At 72.8% G+C, this 15,983-nt stretch carries 15 protein-coding genes; 7 read left to right on the top strand and 8 right to left on the bottom strand.

Translation table 11 applies throughout. The annotated features are described in order from the left end of the window. Positions 1–5: 5 nt before the first annotated feature. Positions 6–476 (bottom strand): hypothetical protein, encoded by a 471-nt coding sequence (locus tag FHU30_RS13855; RefSeq protein ID WP_253875684.1) that lies wholly within the window; start codon positions 474–476, stop codon positions 6–8. Positions 477–660: 184 nt separating this feature from the next. Between FHU30_RS13855 and FHU30_RS13850 the strand changes: the two genes are divergently transcribed. Beyond that, on the top strand, positions 661–2,754 hold the full coding sequence (locus tag FHU30_RS13850; protein ID WP_253875681.1) for a serine/threonine-protein kinase: 2,094 nt from the start codon (positions 661–663) through the stop codon (positions 2,752–2,754). Then, positions 2,751–3,740 carry a hypothetical protein gene (locus FHU30_RS13845; RefSeq protein WP_253875679.1) on the top strand — a complete coding sequence of 330 codons (990 nt, stop codon included), beginning with the start codon at positions 2,751–2,753 and terminating at the stop codon, positions 3,738–3,740. The genes FHU30_RS13850 and FHU30_RS13845 overlap by 4 nt, the downstream gene beginning before the upstream one ends. 7 nt (positions 3,741–3,747) lie before the next feature. Here FHU30_RS13845 and FHU30_RS13840 read toward each other — a convergent pair whose 3' ends face one another. The 5 genes from FHU30_RS13840 to FHU30_RS13820 are packed head-to-tail and all read right to left on the bottom strand — an operon-like array spanning position 3,748 to position 8,111. Continuing rightward, positions 3,748–4,101: an avidin-fold protein gene (locus FHU30_RS13840; RefSeq protein WP_253875676.1), complete on the bottom strand. Its 354-nt coding sequence runs from the start codon at positions 4,099–4,101 to the stop codon at positions 3,748–3,750. Continuing rightward, positions 4,098–5,366: a lysine N(6)-hydroxylase/L-ornithine N(5)-oxygenase family protein gene (locus FHU30_RS13835; RefSeq protein WP_253875673.1), complete on the bottom strand. Its 1,269-nt coding sequence runs from the start codon at positions 5,364–5,366 to the stop codon at positions 4,098–4,100. The genes FHU30_RS13840 and FHU30_RS13835 overlap by 4 nt, the downstream gene beginning before the upstream one ends. A gap of 20 nt (positions 5,367–5,386) precedes the next feature. Beyond that, complete coding sequence (locus tag FHU30_RS13830; RefSeq protein WP_253875671.1) at positions 5,387–6,415, bottom strand: NAD(P)/FAD-dependent oxidoreductase; 1,029 nt, start codon at positions 6,413–6,415, stop codon at positions 5,387–5,389. Then, positions 6,412–7,740, bottom strand: a complete 1,329-nt coding sequence (locus FHU30_RS13825) for a class I tRNA ligase family protein (RefSeq protein ID WP_253875669.1) — start codon at positions 7,738–7,740, stop codon at positions 6,412–6,414. The genes FHU30_RS13830 and FHU30_RS13825 overlap by 4 nt, the downstream gene beginning before the upstream one ends. Then, the gene (locus tag FHU30_RS13820; protein ID WP_253875668.1) at positions 7,737–8,111 is read right to left on the bottom strand and encodes a cupin domain-containing protein; all 375 of its coding nucleotides are present in this window, start codon (positions 8,109–8,111) and stop codon (positions 7,737–7,739) included. The genes FHU30_RS13825 and FHU30_RS13820 overlap by 4 nt, the downstream gene beginning before the upstream one ends. 367 nt (positions 8,112–8,478) lie before the next feature. On the opposite strand from FHU30_RS13820, the gene FHU30_RS13815 reads away from it, so the two are divergent. From FHU30_RS13815 to FHU30_RS13800, 4 genes are all read left to right on the top strand, one after another. Then, positions 8,479–9,840, top strand: a complete 1,362-nt coding sequence (locus tag FHU30_RS13815; protein ID WP_253875666.1) for an ATP-grasp domain-containing protein — start codon at positions 8,479–8,481, stop codon at positions 9,838–9,840. Continuing rightward, positions 9,837–11,153 (top strand): MFS transporter, encoded by a 1,317-nt coding sequence (locus FHU30_RS13810; protein WP_253875664.1) that lies wholly within the window; start codon positions 9,837–9,839, stop codon positions 11,151–11,153. Before FHU30_RS13815 ends, FHU30_RS13810 begins: the two co-directional genes overlap by 4 nt. Before the next feature lie 52 nt (positions 11,154–11,205). Further along, positions 11,206–11,850: a response regulator transcription factor gene (locus FHU30_RS13805; protein WP_253875662.1), complete on the top strand. Its 645-nt coding sequence runs from the start codon at positions 11,206–11,208 to the stop codon at positions 11,848–11,850. Positions 11,851–12,249: 399 nt separating this feature from the next. Beyond that, a complete protein-coding gene (locus tag FHU30_RS13800) occupies positions 12,250–13,131 on the top strand; it encodes a helix-turn-helix domain-containing protein (RefSeq protein WP_253875661.1) in 882 nt (293 codons plus the stop codon). Positions 13,132–13,241: 110 nt separating this feature from the next. Here FHU30_RS13800 and FHU30_RS13795 read toward each other — a convergent pair whose 3' ends face one another. Together FHU30_RS13795 and FHU30_RS13790 are read right to left on the bottom strand one after the other, a co-directional pair. Then, positions 13,242–13,463 carry a DUF397 domain-containing protein gene (locus FHU30_RS13795; RefSeq protein ID WP_253875660.1) on the bottom strand — a complete coding sequence of 74 codons (222 nt, stop codon included), beginning with the start codon at positions 13,461–13,463 and terminating at the stop codon, positions 13,242–13,244. A 39-nt stretch (positions 13,464–13,502) separates the two neighbouring features. Then, the gene (locus FHU30_RS13790; protein ID WP_253875659.1) at positions 13,503–14,360 is read right to left on the bottom strand and encodes a helix-turn-helix domain-containing protein; all 858 of its coding nucleotides are present in this window, start codon (positions 14,358–14,360) and stop codon (positions 13,503–13,505) included. A 311-nt stretch (positions 14,361–14,671) separates the two neighbouring features. Here FHU30_RS13790 and FHU30_RS13785 point away from each other — a divergent pair, with 311 nt between their 5' ends. Then, the gene (locus FHU30_RS13785) at positions 14,672–15,916 is read left to right on the top strand and encodes a cyclic nucleotide-binding domain-containing protein (protein WP_253875658.1); all 1,245 of its coding nucleotides are present in this window, start codon (positions 14,672–14,674) and stop codon (positions 15,914–15,916) included. Positions 15,917–15,983 lie beyond the last annotated feature (67 nt).

Below are 15,983 nucleotides of genomic sequence, written 5' to 3'. Positions count from 1 at the left end.
ACGGCCTACCGGACGCTCAGCCACAGGCTTCCCCACGACAGGCTGCGGTGGAACTTGATGTGCCAGCAGCCCGCGCTGGGGAAGCGGTAGGTCATCGTCCAGCCGTCGCCGGGACGGTCATACGGGATGTTCCCCTGGGACGGTCCGGACGCCGGCGGGAGCTCGGACCTCCCCGGTCCGCGCGTCTGCACGCGCAGCGCCCCCTGCCCGGTCATCCGCACCAGGAGCCGGACGTCCCGGCCCGGCTTCAGCGGCACCTGGTCGGTCAGCGCCCAGAGTGTGGCGTTATGGGCACTGCCCTGGATCTCCGGCCGCCCCTGCCACTGCCCGATCGGTGAGCCGGGCTTGCAGCGGCGGTGGGAGTCCACGGTGACGATCCCGACCGGCTTGGTGGATGCGGAGCCGTGCGCGCATCCGCTCAGCGGCGCGGCCGCGCACGCCAGGCTCGCACCTGCCGTGAGGACGGTCTTCATCATCACGTCTCGCCCCCGCTCGACGCTTTGCGACCCCTTTAACCTCACTGTCCGGCACCTTCGCCGGTCCGTCCACCCCCGCGTGAACGCGGTGTACCGGTCAGGCCACACCAGGTCGAACCGGGAACCCGCCTCCGGCGTCCTACAGACCTAGCCCGGATACGGCTCGGCGGAGGACGATCTACCCATGACCGAGGGCTCCCTGATCGGTGACCGGTACCGCCTCGAAAGCGTGATCGGCGCGGGCGGCATGGGGACGGTCTGGCGCGCGCGCGACGTCCTGACCGACCGCGTCGTCGCCGTCAAGCAGGTGCGGTTCCCGGACGAGTCGGCCGCCGCGGCGTTCCGTCCGCGCCCGAGGCCGTCGCTCGTCGGCCCGGGCGTTGTCGAGCTGCTGGACGTGCTGGCCGACGGCGACGCCGTCTACTTCGTCTCCGAGTACGTCGCGGGCAGCCGCTCCCTGGCCGAGATCCTCGCCGAGGACGGACGGCTGGAACCGGCGCGGGTCTCCGAGATCGCGCTGGGTGTCCTCCAAGCGCTGGACCTGGCGCACGCGCGCGGCCTCGTGCATGGTGACCTGCGTCCGAGCAAGGTCCTGATCGACCACTCCGGGCACGTCAGGGTGACCGGATTCGGGATCGGGATCACTGCGCCGCCCCTGCTCAGAGCGGCGCAGATGCGCCCCGGCCTGATCGGCAACGCGGCGTACCTCGCTCCCGAGGTCGTCTCGGGCGAGGTGGGCGGCGCCGCGGCGGACCTCTGGGCTCTTGGTGTGCTGCTCTTCCGGGCCGTCGAGGGCGAGCTTCCCTTCGAGCGCTCCTCCGTCGCGTCGACCATCGTCGCGATCGTCCGAGGCCAGATCGGCGAGTTCCAGCACGCGCCCCCGGTGCTGCGCTACGTCGTCCGGAACCTGCTCAACCCGGACCGGAACGAACGCCTGGGCTCGGCGGAATCGGCACGGATCCTGCGGTCGTCCACCCCGCCCGAAACCGAGCCTCCGGCCCCTGGGCCGCAGCAGCAGCCCGCAGCGCCCCCCTTCACCTCTCCACCCGAGATACGCACCGCGCCGCCTGGGTATGGCGCGCCATCCATGGGGGCGGCCGCGCCTTGGGCCGTGCCCGAGCAGGGGGCTCCCTCACCTGCGGTTGCCGGGCGTGCTGCGCCCTCCGCGCCCCGCGTGGCGCGCCTGTCGGCGGACGTGGAGCTTCGGCGCCGGACGGCGCCCGTTTCGGTCGTCCTGCTGGTGGCGCTGGGGAGCGCGGTCGGGGTGCTGCTCGGGGTGCTGCTCGGGCAGGACCTTGTGGTGCTCGCCGTCTTTGCCGCGCTGATGGCCGCGGCGGTTGTCGTCACGGCCGTCCGGTGGACGTTCACGAGCCTGGACGCGCGGAGGCGTTCGGACGAGGCGCTCGTCGTTCGCGGACGCCGTTCGCTGGCGCGGGGCAGGTACGCCGAAGCAGAAGTGCAGCTGCGCGAGGCGGTGCGGCGCTCGGCGCATCGCTCCGCCGATCTGTACGCGGACTACGCGGTGGCGCTGCGCGGGATCGGCCGCCTCGACGAGGCACGCGCCGTCCTCCAACGGGCGCTGCGCCAGGACACCGGCGACCGGATCCGCGCCGACCTCGCGGTCCTCGACCACGAGCTGACGCATACCGGAGCGGACGAGCTGGCCGGCTTGCTCGCGGAGCGGGCACCTTCCGTCGCCGAACGCGTCGACCGGCGGTCGAACCACGCGGTCGCGCTCCGGGACCAAGGGCTTCTCGCCGAGGCGGAGGCGGAGGCGCGGCAGGCGGTCGCGACGGCCGAGGGGGCGCTGCGGCGCGGCCATCCCGCGGCCGGGCGGGCGCTGGCGAACCTCGGCGCGATCCGCTTCGAGCAGGGCGTCCCGGACGAGGCAGCGGAGCTGCTGGCCAGGGCCTTGCGCATCGCGCGGCGGGCGCTGGGACGCGGCCATCCCGAGGCGCTGACCATCCAGGCGAGCCTGGCGGCGGTCAAGCAGCGCAAGGGCGATCTCGACGGGGCTGCCGAGCTGCTGCAGGACGTCGTCCAGCGGCGCGCCAAAGCGCTCGGCGAGCATCATCCGGCAACGCTCAACGCCCGCACGAGCCTCGGCTTCGTCGCCATCGAGCGGGGAGCGGCGGGCCAGGCCGAGCAGGCGTTCGCGTCCGTACTCAAGGCGGGCGCGGACACAGTCGAACCGGACGCGGTCCTGGTCAGAGCCGCGGACGGGCTGTCGCAGGCGCGGGCCATCGCGCGGGGCGCCGAGCCCGGGGACGACGCGTGAACCGGCGGGCGCGGGCCGTGCTCAGCGCGTCGTCGGTCGCGCTGGCGTCCACGGCCGCGGGGATCTCGGTGAACCTGGCGACCGATCGCGGCGGCAGCGCGATCGCGTGGATCCTGGTCGTGGCCTGCACGGTGGTCCTGGTCGCGGTGACGGCCGTGGTCGAGGCGCTGTCCGCGCCGCCGCCCGACACGTCCGGGATCAAGCTGGTCATCGAGCTGGACGGGCGCCGGATCATCGCCTACACCGACGAGGCCGTCCGCGAACTCGGCCACCTCGCCACCGCGCCGTCCCGTCCTGACGGAGCCGTCCCGCGCGCAGCGATGGCCGCTCCCCGCCCGGACGAGGTTGTTCTGCGCGCCGCGACTTCCCGTCCGGAGGAAGTCGTTGCGTATGGCGCGACGGGTGGCCCGGGGACGGTCGCCGTTCCGGCGGTGGTGCGGGTGGCGCTGGTGACGCGGCGGCGGTCGACGGGGATCACGCGGCGGCTGGAGCGGGTGCACGCGGCCTCCGGGGCGCCCGCGCTGGACGTCCGGCTGCACGTGGACGACGATCCGCGGCGCAGGCTGGCGGGGCTGCTCGCGGCGCACGTGGCCGTCCTGGACGATCACTGCTCGGTGGCCGGCGAGGGCCTCGCGCCGCTGGTCGGCGGCCTCGACCTCGCCGCGCTGCGGGACGCGGGCGGGCGCGGGCCGCGCGCGTTCCTGGTCGTCCTGGCCTGCCGGGACGGCGACGACGACGCGCACGCCCGCGCCCTGGCCAGCAGCCTGGACGGCCCGGCGGTGCTGCTCGCCCCGCGCGGCGCCGCGCCGCTGGAGCACCGGACCGTCCTGCTCCCGGCGCTGCTCGGCGCGGTCGGCGACCTGGCCGGACGCCGCGTCACCACCGCCGAGCTGGGCAAGGCCGTGGACGGGGCGCTGGAGCACGCACGCGACCAGCGGCCCCAGATGGACTGGGGGCGCTGGCGCGTGCGCGTCCTGCGGGCCTGACCGGTGGTCAGGTGGAGATCTCCTCGATGACCGAGACGCCGCGGGAGGCGTGGGGCCCGTAGCGTTCCCACTCCTCGCGCAGGCGGACGCGGCCGTCCGGCAGGAGCTCGGGCGTGGAGCGTACCCGTCCGCTGACGACCGTGGCGTCCGCGAGGACCTGGCAGTACGCGAGGTCCAGGCTGTCGTCGGCGGTGCGGCGGCCGACGAGGTAGCCGCGGACGACGCGGCCGCCGTCGAAGTCGGCCCAGACGGTGTCGCCGTCCTGGTGGTACCGGCCGACCGGGACGTCCCCGGCGGACGCGGTCTCGGCGGCGGACGAGCGGAACACCCGGCCCTCGTAGTCGATCGGCACGCGGCTCACCCCCACACCACGCTCGGCGCGGCGTCCCGGACGGTGTAGACCTCACGCTCGAACAGCGAGTTGATGATCGTCGCGGCCCGGACCGGCAGCAGGGTGAGGTTGGCGTCCGCGACGCCGTGCGTGAACCGGGCCCGGTTCTGCACGAAGATCTTGTTGCGGTCGGCACCCTTCCAGCGCAGCGAGTAGTCCGAGTCGACGATCATCTCGCCCGCGTCGTCGTGGTCGATCAGCTCGGTCAGCGACGGTGCGAGCGGCGGCGGGGTGAAGGTCCGCCCGGTCGCGAGCACGACGTGCCGGGCGGCGACCTTCTCGTGGCCGGTCGCGGACGTCGCGTCCAGCACGAAGCCGTCGCCGTCGCGGGTCGCCGAGGTGACGTCCCGTCCGGGCCGCATGGTCAGCGGGTAGCGGTCGAGGCGCAGCATCCCGTCGTAGTTCGCCTGGTAGATCGACTGGAGGATGCCGGGCGTGATCGCGTCGCCGGTGAGCGTCTGGCCCTCGATCAGCCGCCGCCGCGTCTCCCGCGTGACCTGCTGCAGGAACTCCACGTACGCGGGGCGGTAGAAGTCGTTGGCGGGCGGCGAGTCGTCCATCGGCTGGAACCAGGGGCGGCGGCCGAGCCAGGTGATGTCGGTGAAGCCGTGGCCGAGCAGCTCCATGACGCATTCGGCGCCGGTCTGGCCGCCGCCGACGACCGCGACCGGGGCCTCGCGGTCCATCCCGGGCAGGCGCGCGGTCAGCTCCTCGGGCACGAACGCGTCGTCCCCCACGATTCCGGACAGCCCCGGCGGGACGTACGGGACGCTCCCCAACCCGAGGACGAGGTGGTCCGAGCGCGCGATCGTCCGCCCGTCGCTGGTGTAGGCGAAGCCGACTCCTTCGGTGTAGGAGATCTCGTCCACCGACACGCCGTACCGGATGCCGTCGATCTGCTCGCTCGCCCACGCCAGGTAGCGCTGGTACTCGCGCCGCGGGATGACGTTGAACTGGGCGTTGATCAGCGCGTAGATCCGTCCGGTGGAGACCAGGTAGTTGACGAACGACAGCCGGTGCGTCGGGTCGACCAGCGAGACCAGGTCCTTCAGCCACGACGTCTGCATCCGGACGCCCGACAGCAGCAGCTGCGGGTGCCAGGTCGAGACCGGACGCCGCTCCAGCAGGACGAGCCGGTGCGGCGCGACGGCCTCGAACAGCGCGGCCAGGCTCAGGTTCGCCGGGCCGGCGCCGACGCCGACGGTGTGGTGGTGGGGGACTTCGACTTCGGACATGGGCAGTGCCTCCAGGAGGGTCATGCGGGGGTGCGGATCCGCAGCAGCTCTTCGGCGGCGTCGCGGGACGCGGCGAGCGCGGTCTTGGCCGAGCCGCCGCTGCCGCCGGTGAAGGTGGCCAGCCGGGCGGACGCGCCGGACACCGGACGCAGCCGCAGGCCGGGGTCGGGGTGGTAGCAGTCGGCGGCGACGACGGTCCGGACGGCCGGTCCGAGCCGCAGCGCCGGGAAGGTCACGCGGGCGAGCGCGGACGCGGCGTGCGCGAGCGCCGGTTCGGGCCGCCGGTCGTCGGGGTCGACGTCGTAGCGGTCGCTCGGCACGCCGAGCAGCACGCCGTCGCCGAACCGGCGCCCGTAGAGGCTGGTCGTCTCGTCCACGAACGCCGCGGCGGGCGGGTTGTCCGCCTCGTGCACCGCGTACTGGATGCGCTTGGTGCGCAGCCCGTCGCGGGCCAGGCCGAGGCGGGTGAGCAGGCCGGGCGTCCACGGTCCGGCGGCGAGGACGACCAGGTCGAACGTGGTGCTCGTCCGGCCGAAGTGCAGGGTGGGCGAGCCGTCCGGCTCCTCGGTGAGGCCGGTGACCGGCGCGGTCGTGCGGCGCCCGCCGATCCGCAGGAGGTCCGCGACGATCTCGCGGCGCAGCGCGCCCGGCGCGATGTGCCCGGCGCGCCGCTCGACCACCGCGGGCGGACGGTCCGGAAAGCCCGGCGCGTCCGCCAGCACGGCCGAACCGGGCAGCGCCGCGCAGATCTCCGCCAGGTCGGACGGCATCGGCGGCGGCCCGGACTGGATGTACACCGAGCCGGTCTCCCGGTACTCCGCCCAGCCGCGCAGCAGCCGGCTCCCGTACAGCTCGGCGAGCGACGCCGTGGCCTGGCGGCGCAGCGCGGCCTCCGGCTCGAAGCCGCGCACGATCCCGCCGGACGCGGCGGTCGCGTCGTCCGGCTCGGGCGGGCCCGCGAGCTCCACCTCGGCCGTCCGGTCGCCGAGCCGCAACCGCCAGGCCAGCAGCGACCCGGCCAGCCCGGCCCCGACCACGCAGATCCTCATGCCCCGTCCCCAGCGGCTCCCGCACCGGCACCGGCCTCGCCCGCACCGGACGCGTCCGCGGCGGGCGCGGCGGTGATGGCGGCGAGGAGGGCTTGGGCACGCGGGTCGTCGCGCAGCGGGAGGAGGAGGCGCGTGGCGAGGGGCGGGTCGAAGCCGGACGGGGTGAGCGCGTGCCGGGCGCGGTCGAGATCGGCCTCGGCGGACGGACGCCCCGTCTTGAACGCGTCGCGCGTGAAGTCGCTCTCGTACCGGTCCGGACGGTCCTGGGCGAGGAAGAGCCGGACGTCGGCCGGGTCCTCCTCGTCCAGGATGTCCAGCGCCCAGACGGCGTGGTTCCGGCTGGTGGAGAACTTCAGGCCGTCCAGCGTGTAGAACTCGTTCACCACCAGGCCGCGCAGCACGCCCGGACGGACGCCCGCCGCCGCGAACACGGCCGGGATCAGCACCGTGTAGTAGAACGCGTTGTCGACGCCGAGGAAGTGCCACAGCTCGTCCACCTGGTTCCAGGCGGCGACGCAGTCGGCGAGCGAGCGCACGGACGGGGCGAGAGCGCGGGCGATCACGTACAGGTAGCCGAAGGCCATCTCGACCCAGACGTCCAGGCGCAGCGCGTCCGGACCGTCCAGCTGGATGCCCCAGTCGGTCGGGTAGCCGACCGGGATTTCGGGCAGCCCGTCGGCGAGGTAGCGCCGGACCAGATCGACGACGCGCGGGTGCAGCTCGGCCTCGGCCCACACGCGGGTGAGCTGGTCGCGGTAGTCCTCCAGGCGCAGCACCGGTACACGCGCGGTGAACTCCTCGGGGACGGCGTCGCAGCAGGTCGAGCGGGCTTCGCGGAGCGTCGCGCCGGTGTTGTAGGCCATGCACGCCTCGCACGCGCCGCCCGCCGCGCCCGCCCCGCACGTCCCGCAGAGGCCGGCGACGTAGGCGTGGTGCATCGTCCGCTTGCAGGACGGGCAGCGCAGCAGGACGGTCTCCTCGGCCTCACTGCACAGCTCGCCGACCAGCCGCCGCATCGCGTCGCGGTAGTCGGCGTCCTCGGCGGGGTCCAGGAGGACGTCGTACTCGATTCGGGCCTTCACGAACGCCGTCCGGATCTGGTCCGAATAGTCGCGCATGACCTCGTCCACCGGACGGCCCAGCGCCTCGGCCTTCGCCAGGACGTAGTTCTGGTTGCTGTCCAGGCCGGTCATGGTCAGCACGTCCGCGCCGGCGGCGCGCAGCGCCCGCGCCGCGATGTCGCCCGCGACGTACGGGCCGCTCAGGTGCCCGACGTGCAGCGGCCCGTTCGGCGTCGGCGGGGGTGTGGTGATGACGGTGGTCATTCCGCGTCTCCTCCGGCGTCGGCCCGGGGTGCCTCCTCGGGCAGCCAGTAGATGCTCAGCAGCACCAGCGGCTCGCTGTCCGAGCGGTTGTGGATGACGTGCGGCTCCTGGCTGGGCAGCAGGATCGCCGCGCCCTGCGCGGCCTCGGTCCGCTCGCCGCTCTCCGGCGCCTCGTAGTCGGCGTGGCCGGACGCCACCACCGACAGCTCGACCTCCGGATGCTGGTCGCGGTCGCTCGACCCGCCGGGCGGGATCACGCACCACATCGCGTCGAACGGCAGCTCGCGGTCGGCCGGGTACTGGCTCCACCGGCCGATGCGGATTCCGTATTCCTCGGTCAACTCGGCGGAGGAATATTGCAACTTCTGCACGCGATCTCCCGTCAAACCTCGTCCGAATCGAGGCGGTCGCCACGGAGGGATTGTGACCCGGATAAGGCGCTTTCCCGGTGGCAGGAAGATGACAGGACGGCCCGTGGCGGGCGCCTTCGCCGATTGCCGCCCGACCTGAACTGCCGCCATTCGCTTTCCGTGATGCGGGCAATGCGAACCGCTACGGAAAGGGAATATTGACGATCTTGTGACGGCCGGGAGACCATGCGGCGCAGTGCCCGGCGAGGCCCTGCCCGGCGGCGTCTCCGCACTCGCGGCCGCGGCTCCGCACCCGCGGTCCACGGGACCGGACCCGCCACCGCCCGGGCGCGCCGAGCCTGATGACCGAGTCGAAGGGGACCCTGGCATGGATGTCCGTCCGCACCTGGCACTGATCGCCACCGGCATGCAGGCATGGCGCGAGTACCTCGTCGAGTCGATCGCGCGGGAATACCGGATCCACCTGTTCGCCAAGGCCGAGCCGTCCTGGGAGCTGGCCTACGTCGACGGCGTGACCGTGGTGAACACGCTCGAACCCGACCTCGCGATCGCCGCCGCCCGCGCGGTGCACGACACCGACCCGTTCGACGGCGTGCTCTGCTGGGACGAGGCCCGGATCTGGCCGGCCGCCTGCGTCGCCGAGGCGCTCGGGCTGCCCGGAGTGTCCCCCGAGGTGGTCGAGCGCTGCCGCGACAAGCACCTGTCCCGCACCGCGCTCGCCGCCGCGGGCGTCCCGCAGCCGGAGTCGGTCGCGGTCGCCTCGCTGGAGGAGGCCCGGCGCGAGGCGGACCGGATCGGCTACCCGGTGGTCGTGAAGCCGCGCGCGCTCGCCGCGAGCGTCGCGGTCATCGTCGTCGCGTCCGCGGACCTGCTCGCGGACGCCTACGAGCGCGTCCGCGGCACCACCCTGCCCGAGGTCGAGGAGTACGAGTACGGCGTCCTGGTCGAGGAGTGTCTGCGCGGCGAGGAGATCAGCATCGACTCGGCCGTGTTCGGCGGCAAGGTCGTCCCGCTGTACCTGGCGCACAAGCGCAAGGGCTACGAGCCGTTCTGCGAGGAGGTCGGCCACCTGCTGCTCGCCGACGACCCGCTGCTGAAGGACCCCGCGCTGCTCAAGGTGCTGGAGGACACGCACGCCGCGCTCGGCTTCCACACCGGCATGACGCACACCGAGGTGTTCCTCACCGAGACCGGGCCGCGGGTCGTCGAGCTGAACGGGCGGCTCGGCGGCGACTTCATCCCCTACCTGGGTGGACGCATCACCGGCATCGACGCGGGTCTCGCCGCGGCGGCCGTCGCGGTCGGGCGGACGCCGGCGCTGGAGCCCACGCGGACGGGCGCCGCCGCCGTCGAGTTCTACTACCCCGAGGTCGCCACCGTGTTCGGCGAGCTGCGCGTGGACGAGTCGCTGCTGCACCCGGCCACCGACAAGATCGTCCCGATCGCGCAGCCCGGCGAGCTGGTCGAGCGCGCCGAGGACGGGTACATGTGGGCGCGCTACGCCGCGTCCCTGGTGATCGCCGGCAGCGAGGACGAGTGCCGCGACGCGCTGGAGGCCGCCGCCAAGGCGATCACGCTGGAGCCCGCGCCGCCCGGGACCGCGTCCGTCCCGGCCGGTCCGCCGATGTCGGGCGCGCCGTCCGAGCCGACCCCGATGGCGTCCTGGCGCCGCACGCCGGGCGCGGGAACGGGAGCCGGCTCTGATTCGGACGCCGGGAGCGCGGGGTGAGCAGCGGCGGGGCGACGCGCGCGGCGGGCGTCTGGCAGACGTGGCGCGAGGCGCCGGTCCCGGTCCGGGCCGTCATCGTCGGGCTGATGGTCAACCGGCTCGGCACGTTCGTGCAGGTCTTCCTCGTCCTGTACCTGACGCACCGCGGGTTCTCCACGACCGAGGCCGGGATCGGCCTCGGCGTGTACGGCGCCGGGTCGGTGCTCGGGCTGCTGGTCGGCGGCGGCCTGACCGACCGGATCGGCAGCCGCCGGACGATCGTCCTGTCGATGGCCGGATCGGCCGCGCTCACCCTGGCCGTCCTGTACGCGCCGCAGTACTGGGCGATCCTCGCCGCGCTGGCGCTGCTCGGCGCGGTCGCGCAGGTGTACCGGCCCGCGTCGGCGAACCTGCTCGCCGAGATGGTCCCGGACGAGCGGCAGGTCATGGTGTTCGCGATGCTGCGGCTCGCGCAGAACGTCGGCGCGACCGTCGCGCCGCTGTTCGGCACGCTGCTGCTCACCGCGTCCTACTCGCTGCTGTTCTGGGGCGAGGCGGTCGCGGCGCTGGTCTACGCGGTGATCGCGCACCTGACGCTGCCGGCGTCCGCCACCGCGAAGGACGACGCGCCGGAGGACGCCGCCGAGCAGCCGTCCGGCGGGTACCTGGCCGTCCTCGGCGACGGCCGCTACCTGCTGTTCCTGCTCGCCTTCCTGCTCAACTCGCTGATCTACGTCCAGTACCTCGCGGTGCTGCCGCTCGCGGTCAAGGCGGCCGGGCATCCGACCGTCGTGTACGGCTCGCTCGTCGCGCTGAACGGCTTCATCGTCATCGCGTGCGAGCTGCCGCTGACCAAGAAGACGCAGAACTGGCCCGCCCGCGCCGTCGGCGTCGCCGGGCTCGCGCTGCTCGCGGGCGGCCTCGCGCTGTACTGGGTGCCGCTCGGCATCGCCGCCCTCGTCCTGGCGACCGTGGTGTGGTCGCTCGGCGAGATCGTCGGCGGCCCGACCATGTTCGCCTACCCGGCCAAGGCCGCCCCGGACGGCCTGCGCGGCCGCTACCTCGGCTCCGCGCACGCCATGTTCGGCCTCGGCGCGGCGCTCGGCCCCGTGGCCGGCGTCGAGCTGTGGCACGCGGTCGGACGGCCCGTCTGGCTGTGGTGCGGAGCGCTCGGCCTGGTCGCCGTGCTCGCCGCCCGCGCCGGAATGGTCGAAAAATCAACAATTCCCCGCCCGATCGAGAACAAACCTTCACCGGACCATTCAGGAAACGAAAGCACCTGTGTTATCCGTACGGGCAGTGATGCCCCGGTCGCGGCAGAGGACAATGTATAGAGAAGCGCGCGTCCGCAGCCATGGCGGGCCGAAATTGTGTGTTATGGAGGGCATGGCAACCCCACCGCACGAAGTGGCCGAGGCGCCCACCGGCGCCAAGGCCGGGACGTCCGGCTCCGGCGTCCCGCGAGACTGCCGCGTGGAGATGTTCGCGGCCCGGCCCACCGGACCGCCGGGCGGCGAGTCCGCGCGCCGCGACCTGGCGCTGCTGGACGGCGGCGTCCGGGTCCGGCTCCTCTACCCGCACTCCGTCCGCACCGACCCCGCCTTCCTCGGCTACGCCCGCATGTTCAGCGAGGCCGGGGGAGAGATCCGCACCGTCGACCGGCTGCCCGCACCGGTCGCGGTCCTGGACCGCTCGCTCGCCCTGCTCGACGTCGGCCCGCCCGGCGCCGAGCCCGTGGAGATCACCGCCGCCCCCGTCGTCGACCAGCTGCTGTGGACCCTCGCCTACACCTGGGACCACGGCTGGCGCTGCCCCGGCGACGGCGAACCCGAGGAGCTCCGGACAGCGATCCTGTTCATGCTCGCCAACGGCGACAAGGACGAGACGATCGCCCGCCGGCTCGGCATGTCCGTCCGCACCTGCCGCCGGCACGTCGCCTCGATCATGGCCGAGCTCAACGCCGCCAGCCGCTTCCAGGCCGGCCTCATGGCCGCCCGCGTAGGCCTCCTCGGCACACCGCCCCACCCCTGATCCCCGGGGCCGCCGACCCCGCCCGGCGGCCCCGCCCGGCCCCGCGCCCCGCCGTCCCGCTCGGCCGTCCGGCCCCGCGGCCTGCCGTCCCGCTCGGCCGTCCGGCCCGGGGAGCGCTGCCGGTTCCGTTCCGGGCGCCGCCCGTCCCGAAACCGCTGGAAACATCATCCGGCACGACGGGAACGGCTACCGCGTAACCCGCCGCCAGGCCATTCCGTCGTCCATGTCGAAAACCCTGGCCGAAGAGCTCCGGCCTTGACCGGCCATTCTGACGGCGAACCGTGATCGGGCTCCTACTTCTGGTCACCTATCCGGGCCTGGAATGGCGGCAAGATATTTTGGGTATCGCTAACGCAGGAACAGCGCAGTCTCGGGCCTGCCAGCGACATAGGAGCTCACATGACCTCGTATCCGGGGCCATTGGTATGCCGCGTCCTCCTACTCTCAGAACTGCGTGCCCTCTGCCACGGCGCCGGCCTCCGGGACGCCGACCTCGCGGGCCGCCTCGGCCGGACGTCCGCCGAGGTGACCGCCGTCCTCTACCGGGCGCCCGCCCGTTCGGAAGGGGAGTTCCACGATGTGCTGAACGCGCTCGACGTGCCCGGTGATGTCAGGGAACGCCTGCTGGAATTGCGCGCGAAGGCCGGTGAACCCGGCTGGTGGGAGCCCTTCCACGCCGACCTGGACGACGCGGCCTTCCTCGAATACCTCGCCTACGAGAACGCCGCCGACGCGGTCGGTTCGGTCGAATGCCAGTGGGTCCCGGGACTCTTGCAAACCGCGTCATACGCGCGGGCCGTCCTGCGGCTGTTTCGTCCGGACGCGCCGGACGCGCAAATCGACGCGCTCGTCCGCCTGCGACTCGAACGCCAGCGCCTCCTCAGCCGGGAGGACGCCGGGCAGGACGCGCCTCCGGCTTGGCAGACGCACCTGATCGACGAGGCGGCACTCCGGCGCCGCATCGGCTCGGACGAGATCGTGGCCGAGCAACTCGACCACCTTCTCGACGCGAGCCTGCTCCCGAACGTCTCCATCCGCGTCCTGCCCATGGAGTCGGGCTATGCGGGCGTGCACGGCCCGTTCCTGCTCGCCGAATCACGCTGGGCCGTGGCCGACGCCCTTCACCTGGAACGCTCCCCGCGCAGCACGACGATCACCGGCATCGCATCGCCGGAGATCGTCGCGCATCGCGGGATCTTCGCCGACCTCCAGGCGGCGGCACTGGACGAAGACGCGTCGCGGACCCTGATCCGCACCCTCCGCGACACCCCGTCCACCTGACCGTCCACGATCACCCGCGGGCAGGCGTCCGCGAGCGGGCGTCCGCGAGTGGCCGGACACGTAAAGCCCGTGTGCGCAGTGCGGTCGCACACACGGGGCGGGGGAGGGGGTCAGGCGAGATCGGCGCCCCCGGCTGAGTCCTTGACGCGGTCGAGGAAGGCCCGCCACTCCCCGCGGCCCAGCCGCTGCACCGGGCCGCCCGGGTTCTTGGTGTCACCGATGAGGACCCCACCGTCCAGTGCGGCAACGCGGACGCAGTTGCCGCCGCCGCTGGCGAGGGCGACGACCCACTTGGGCTCGTCGGTCGTGTTCGGAGATGGTGCCGTCATCATCGGTCCGTTTCTGGTGATCGGTCGAATTGGGAAACACGGTCAAGGTTCCAGGCGCCGCGCGCGGTCGGCGATCAGGTTGCGTGAGGAGGCGGGGCCCAGTGCGAGCGCGCGCAGATGATCGACGGCCTCGCGGTACCGGCCGATCTCCGCCCTGCCTTCGAGGTAGAGCTCGCCGGCCAGCCCTTCGGTGTATACAACGGGTGTCTGGGTGCTGTCGCGGAACTCCACGAAAGAAAAGGCACTGTTGAAGCCGGGGTGGGCTCCGACATCCAAAGGGATGACCTGGACGGTCACGTGCGGAAGTTGCGCTTTGTCCAGGAGTTTCGCGAGTTGCCCGGCGAGGATCGCCTCGTCGCCGACGTGGCGGAGCAGCGCGGATTCGTCCAGCAGGACCCACAATGTGGGGGGATCGTGCTGTTCCAGGAGGCTCTGCCGCCGCATCCGCGCCTCGGTCCGCTCTTCGAGGACCTCCTCGCTGATCCGCGGGAGCATGCCGCGGATCGTCGCGCGCGCGTAGTCGGGCGTCTGGAGCAGGCCGGGGACGAGGCAGGTGTCGTACTCGATGATCGACGACGCGCCGTCCTGGTAGTCGATGAGGGTGGTGACCTGTCCGAGGTCGGAGTACTGCCGCCACCAGCTGTGCTGCCGCGCCTCCCGGCTGAGCTCCATGAGTTCGTCACGGGTGCCGGCGTCGGTCAGTTCATAAAGCTGGCAGAGGTCGCGGATGTCGCGGGGGGTGGCGACCCGCTGGCCCGTTTCCATGCGGCTCACCTTGCTCAGCGAGCACAGCAGGGCCTCGGCCACCTCTTCCAGCGATCTACCCGATTCGGTGCGCAGCCTGCGCAGCCGTGACCCCAGTTCCCGCCTGCGCAGGGTCGGGCTGCTGCCGTCCGTCATGATCGGACCGCCTGAGTGTTCGCCCCGGTACTCAACGCATTTGCCGCAGTGAAATGCCGATGGCCACAACCGTTTGGCACTTGCCAAATGTTAGTTGCCGAAGCACCATGCAGGGAAGCGGTACCGCGAAGAAAGAATGATCGGCGGGGGCCCGGGTGAAGGCGCGTTCGCGCTCCGGACACAGGCGCCGAGAACGCGAGTTGGGCCGGTCTGACCCACCGGCCCAACGGTGAACTCCATGGCTCTGGCAAGCAACGGAGGTCGCGACGTTGAATCTACGCAACCGCGTCGTGGATCGCAATGGGCCGGGGGTGGTACTCGCATGCCTCGCCCTTCTCGCCCTGACGCTCGTCCTGGCGCATTGGGGGACCGGCTCGCGCGCCCTGGCGGTCGTCGCCTGGACGGTCGTCGGCGCGCTCGCGTCCACCCTTTACTTTTACCTTCAGGTCGTCCTGATCAGGCGCATGCTCGAAACGGCCGGCCCTGATACCACTGCTCGGGCGCGCGAGTCGCGTCCGTCATTCTGGGCCCTGCTCGATGACCACGAGCGTTCGGAACTGCTGGTCCGCGGCGTGTGGCGGCGGTTCGAACAGGCGGTCGTGATTTTCCGCGAAGGCGCGCCCGCCGATCACGTGCTGGTCATCTTCACCGGCCGGGTGGTGGTCGGGGCCTGGCGCGGCAATCGCGCGTGGCAATTGCCGATCCGGGGCCCCGGGCAGCTGATCGGCGAGCGGGCGGCGCTGCGGCCGAGCGTCCGGTCGGCGACCGTCACCGCGCTCGAACCGGTCGACGCCCTGGTCATCGGCACGGCGGAGTTCCTGGAGTTCGCCACCCGGCACCCGCGCGTCCTGGCCCTGCTCGAAGACCAGATCTACGACCGCCTCACCGAACCACCGGCAGGCGGTCTTCCGGTTGCAGCCCCTTCTCTGATGCCCGCCGGAGCGACGCGGCCGCGGTTCGGCGGGGAGCACTGCACGGTCGTCATGCTGGACGTCGTCGGCTTCTCGTCCGAGCTGCGCACCGACGACGACCGCGACTACCTTCGGGCCGTCCTGAACACCCTGGTGGCCGAGGCCGCATGCCGCGCCTGGGACGGCGGCCTCGACCGCTGCCACTGGGAGGACAGGGGCGACGGGTACCTCATCATCGTCCCGCCGACGGTTTCGGTCCGGACGGTCCTCGCCGCGATCCCGCCGCTGGAGCGCGAGCTGCGGCGGCACAACCGGCGCTCCACCGCGCCCGTCCGGATGAGCCTGCGGCTGGCCGTCAACGTCGGCCCCGTCCGGTCGGACACGGCCGGCGTCTCGGGCCAGGCGATCATCCACGCCGCGCGCATCCTGGAGGCGGAGCCGGTGAAGCGGGCGCTCGCGTCCAGCAACGCCTACCTCGGCGTCGTCACGTCCGAGACCGTCTACCGGGACGTCGTCCGGCACGCGGTCGAAGACCTGGACGCGCACGAATACGAGCAGTTCAGCGCCCACGTCAAGGAATCCGAGCTCACCGCCTGGCTCCGCCTCACCGGCCTCCCCGCACGCGTCTGTGCGCCCGCGACCTGAAAAGCGAATGTGCGCCCGCCACCTGAAAGGCGAAGGCCGACGCCCCTGCGGAGAAACCGCAGGGGCG

It is taken from the genome of Actinomadura rupiterrae, assembly GCF_024172125.1.
Lineage (GTDB): Bacteria > Actinomycetota > Actinomycetes > Streptosporangiales > Streptosporangiaceae > Spirillospora > Spirillospora rupiterrae.
Note: the sequence above shows the minus strand (reverse complement) of the source record. Positions and strands in the feature narration are given on the sequence as shown.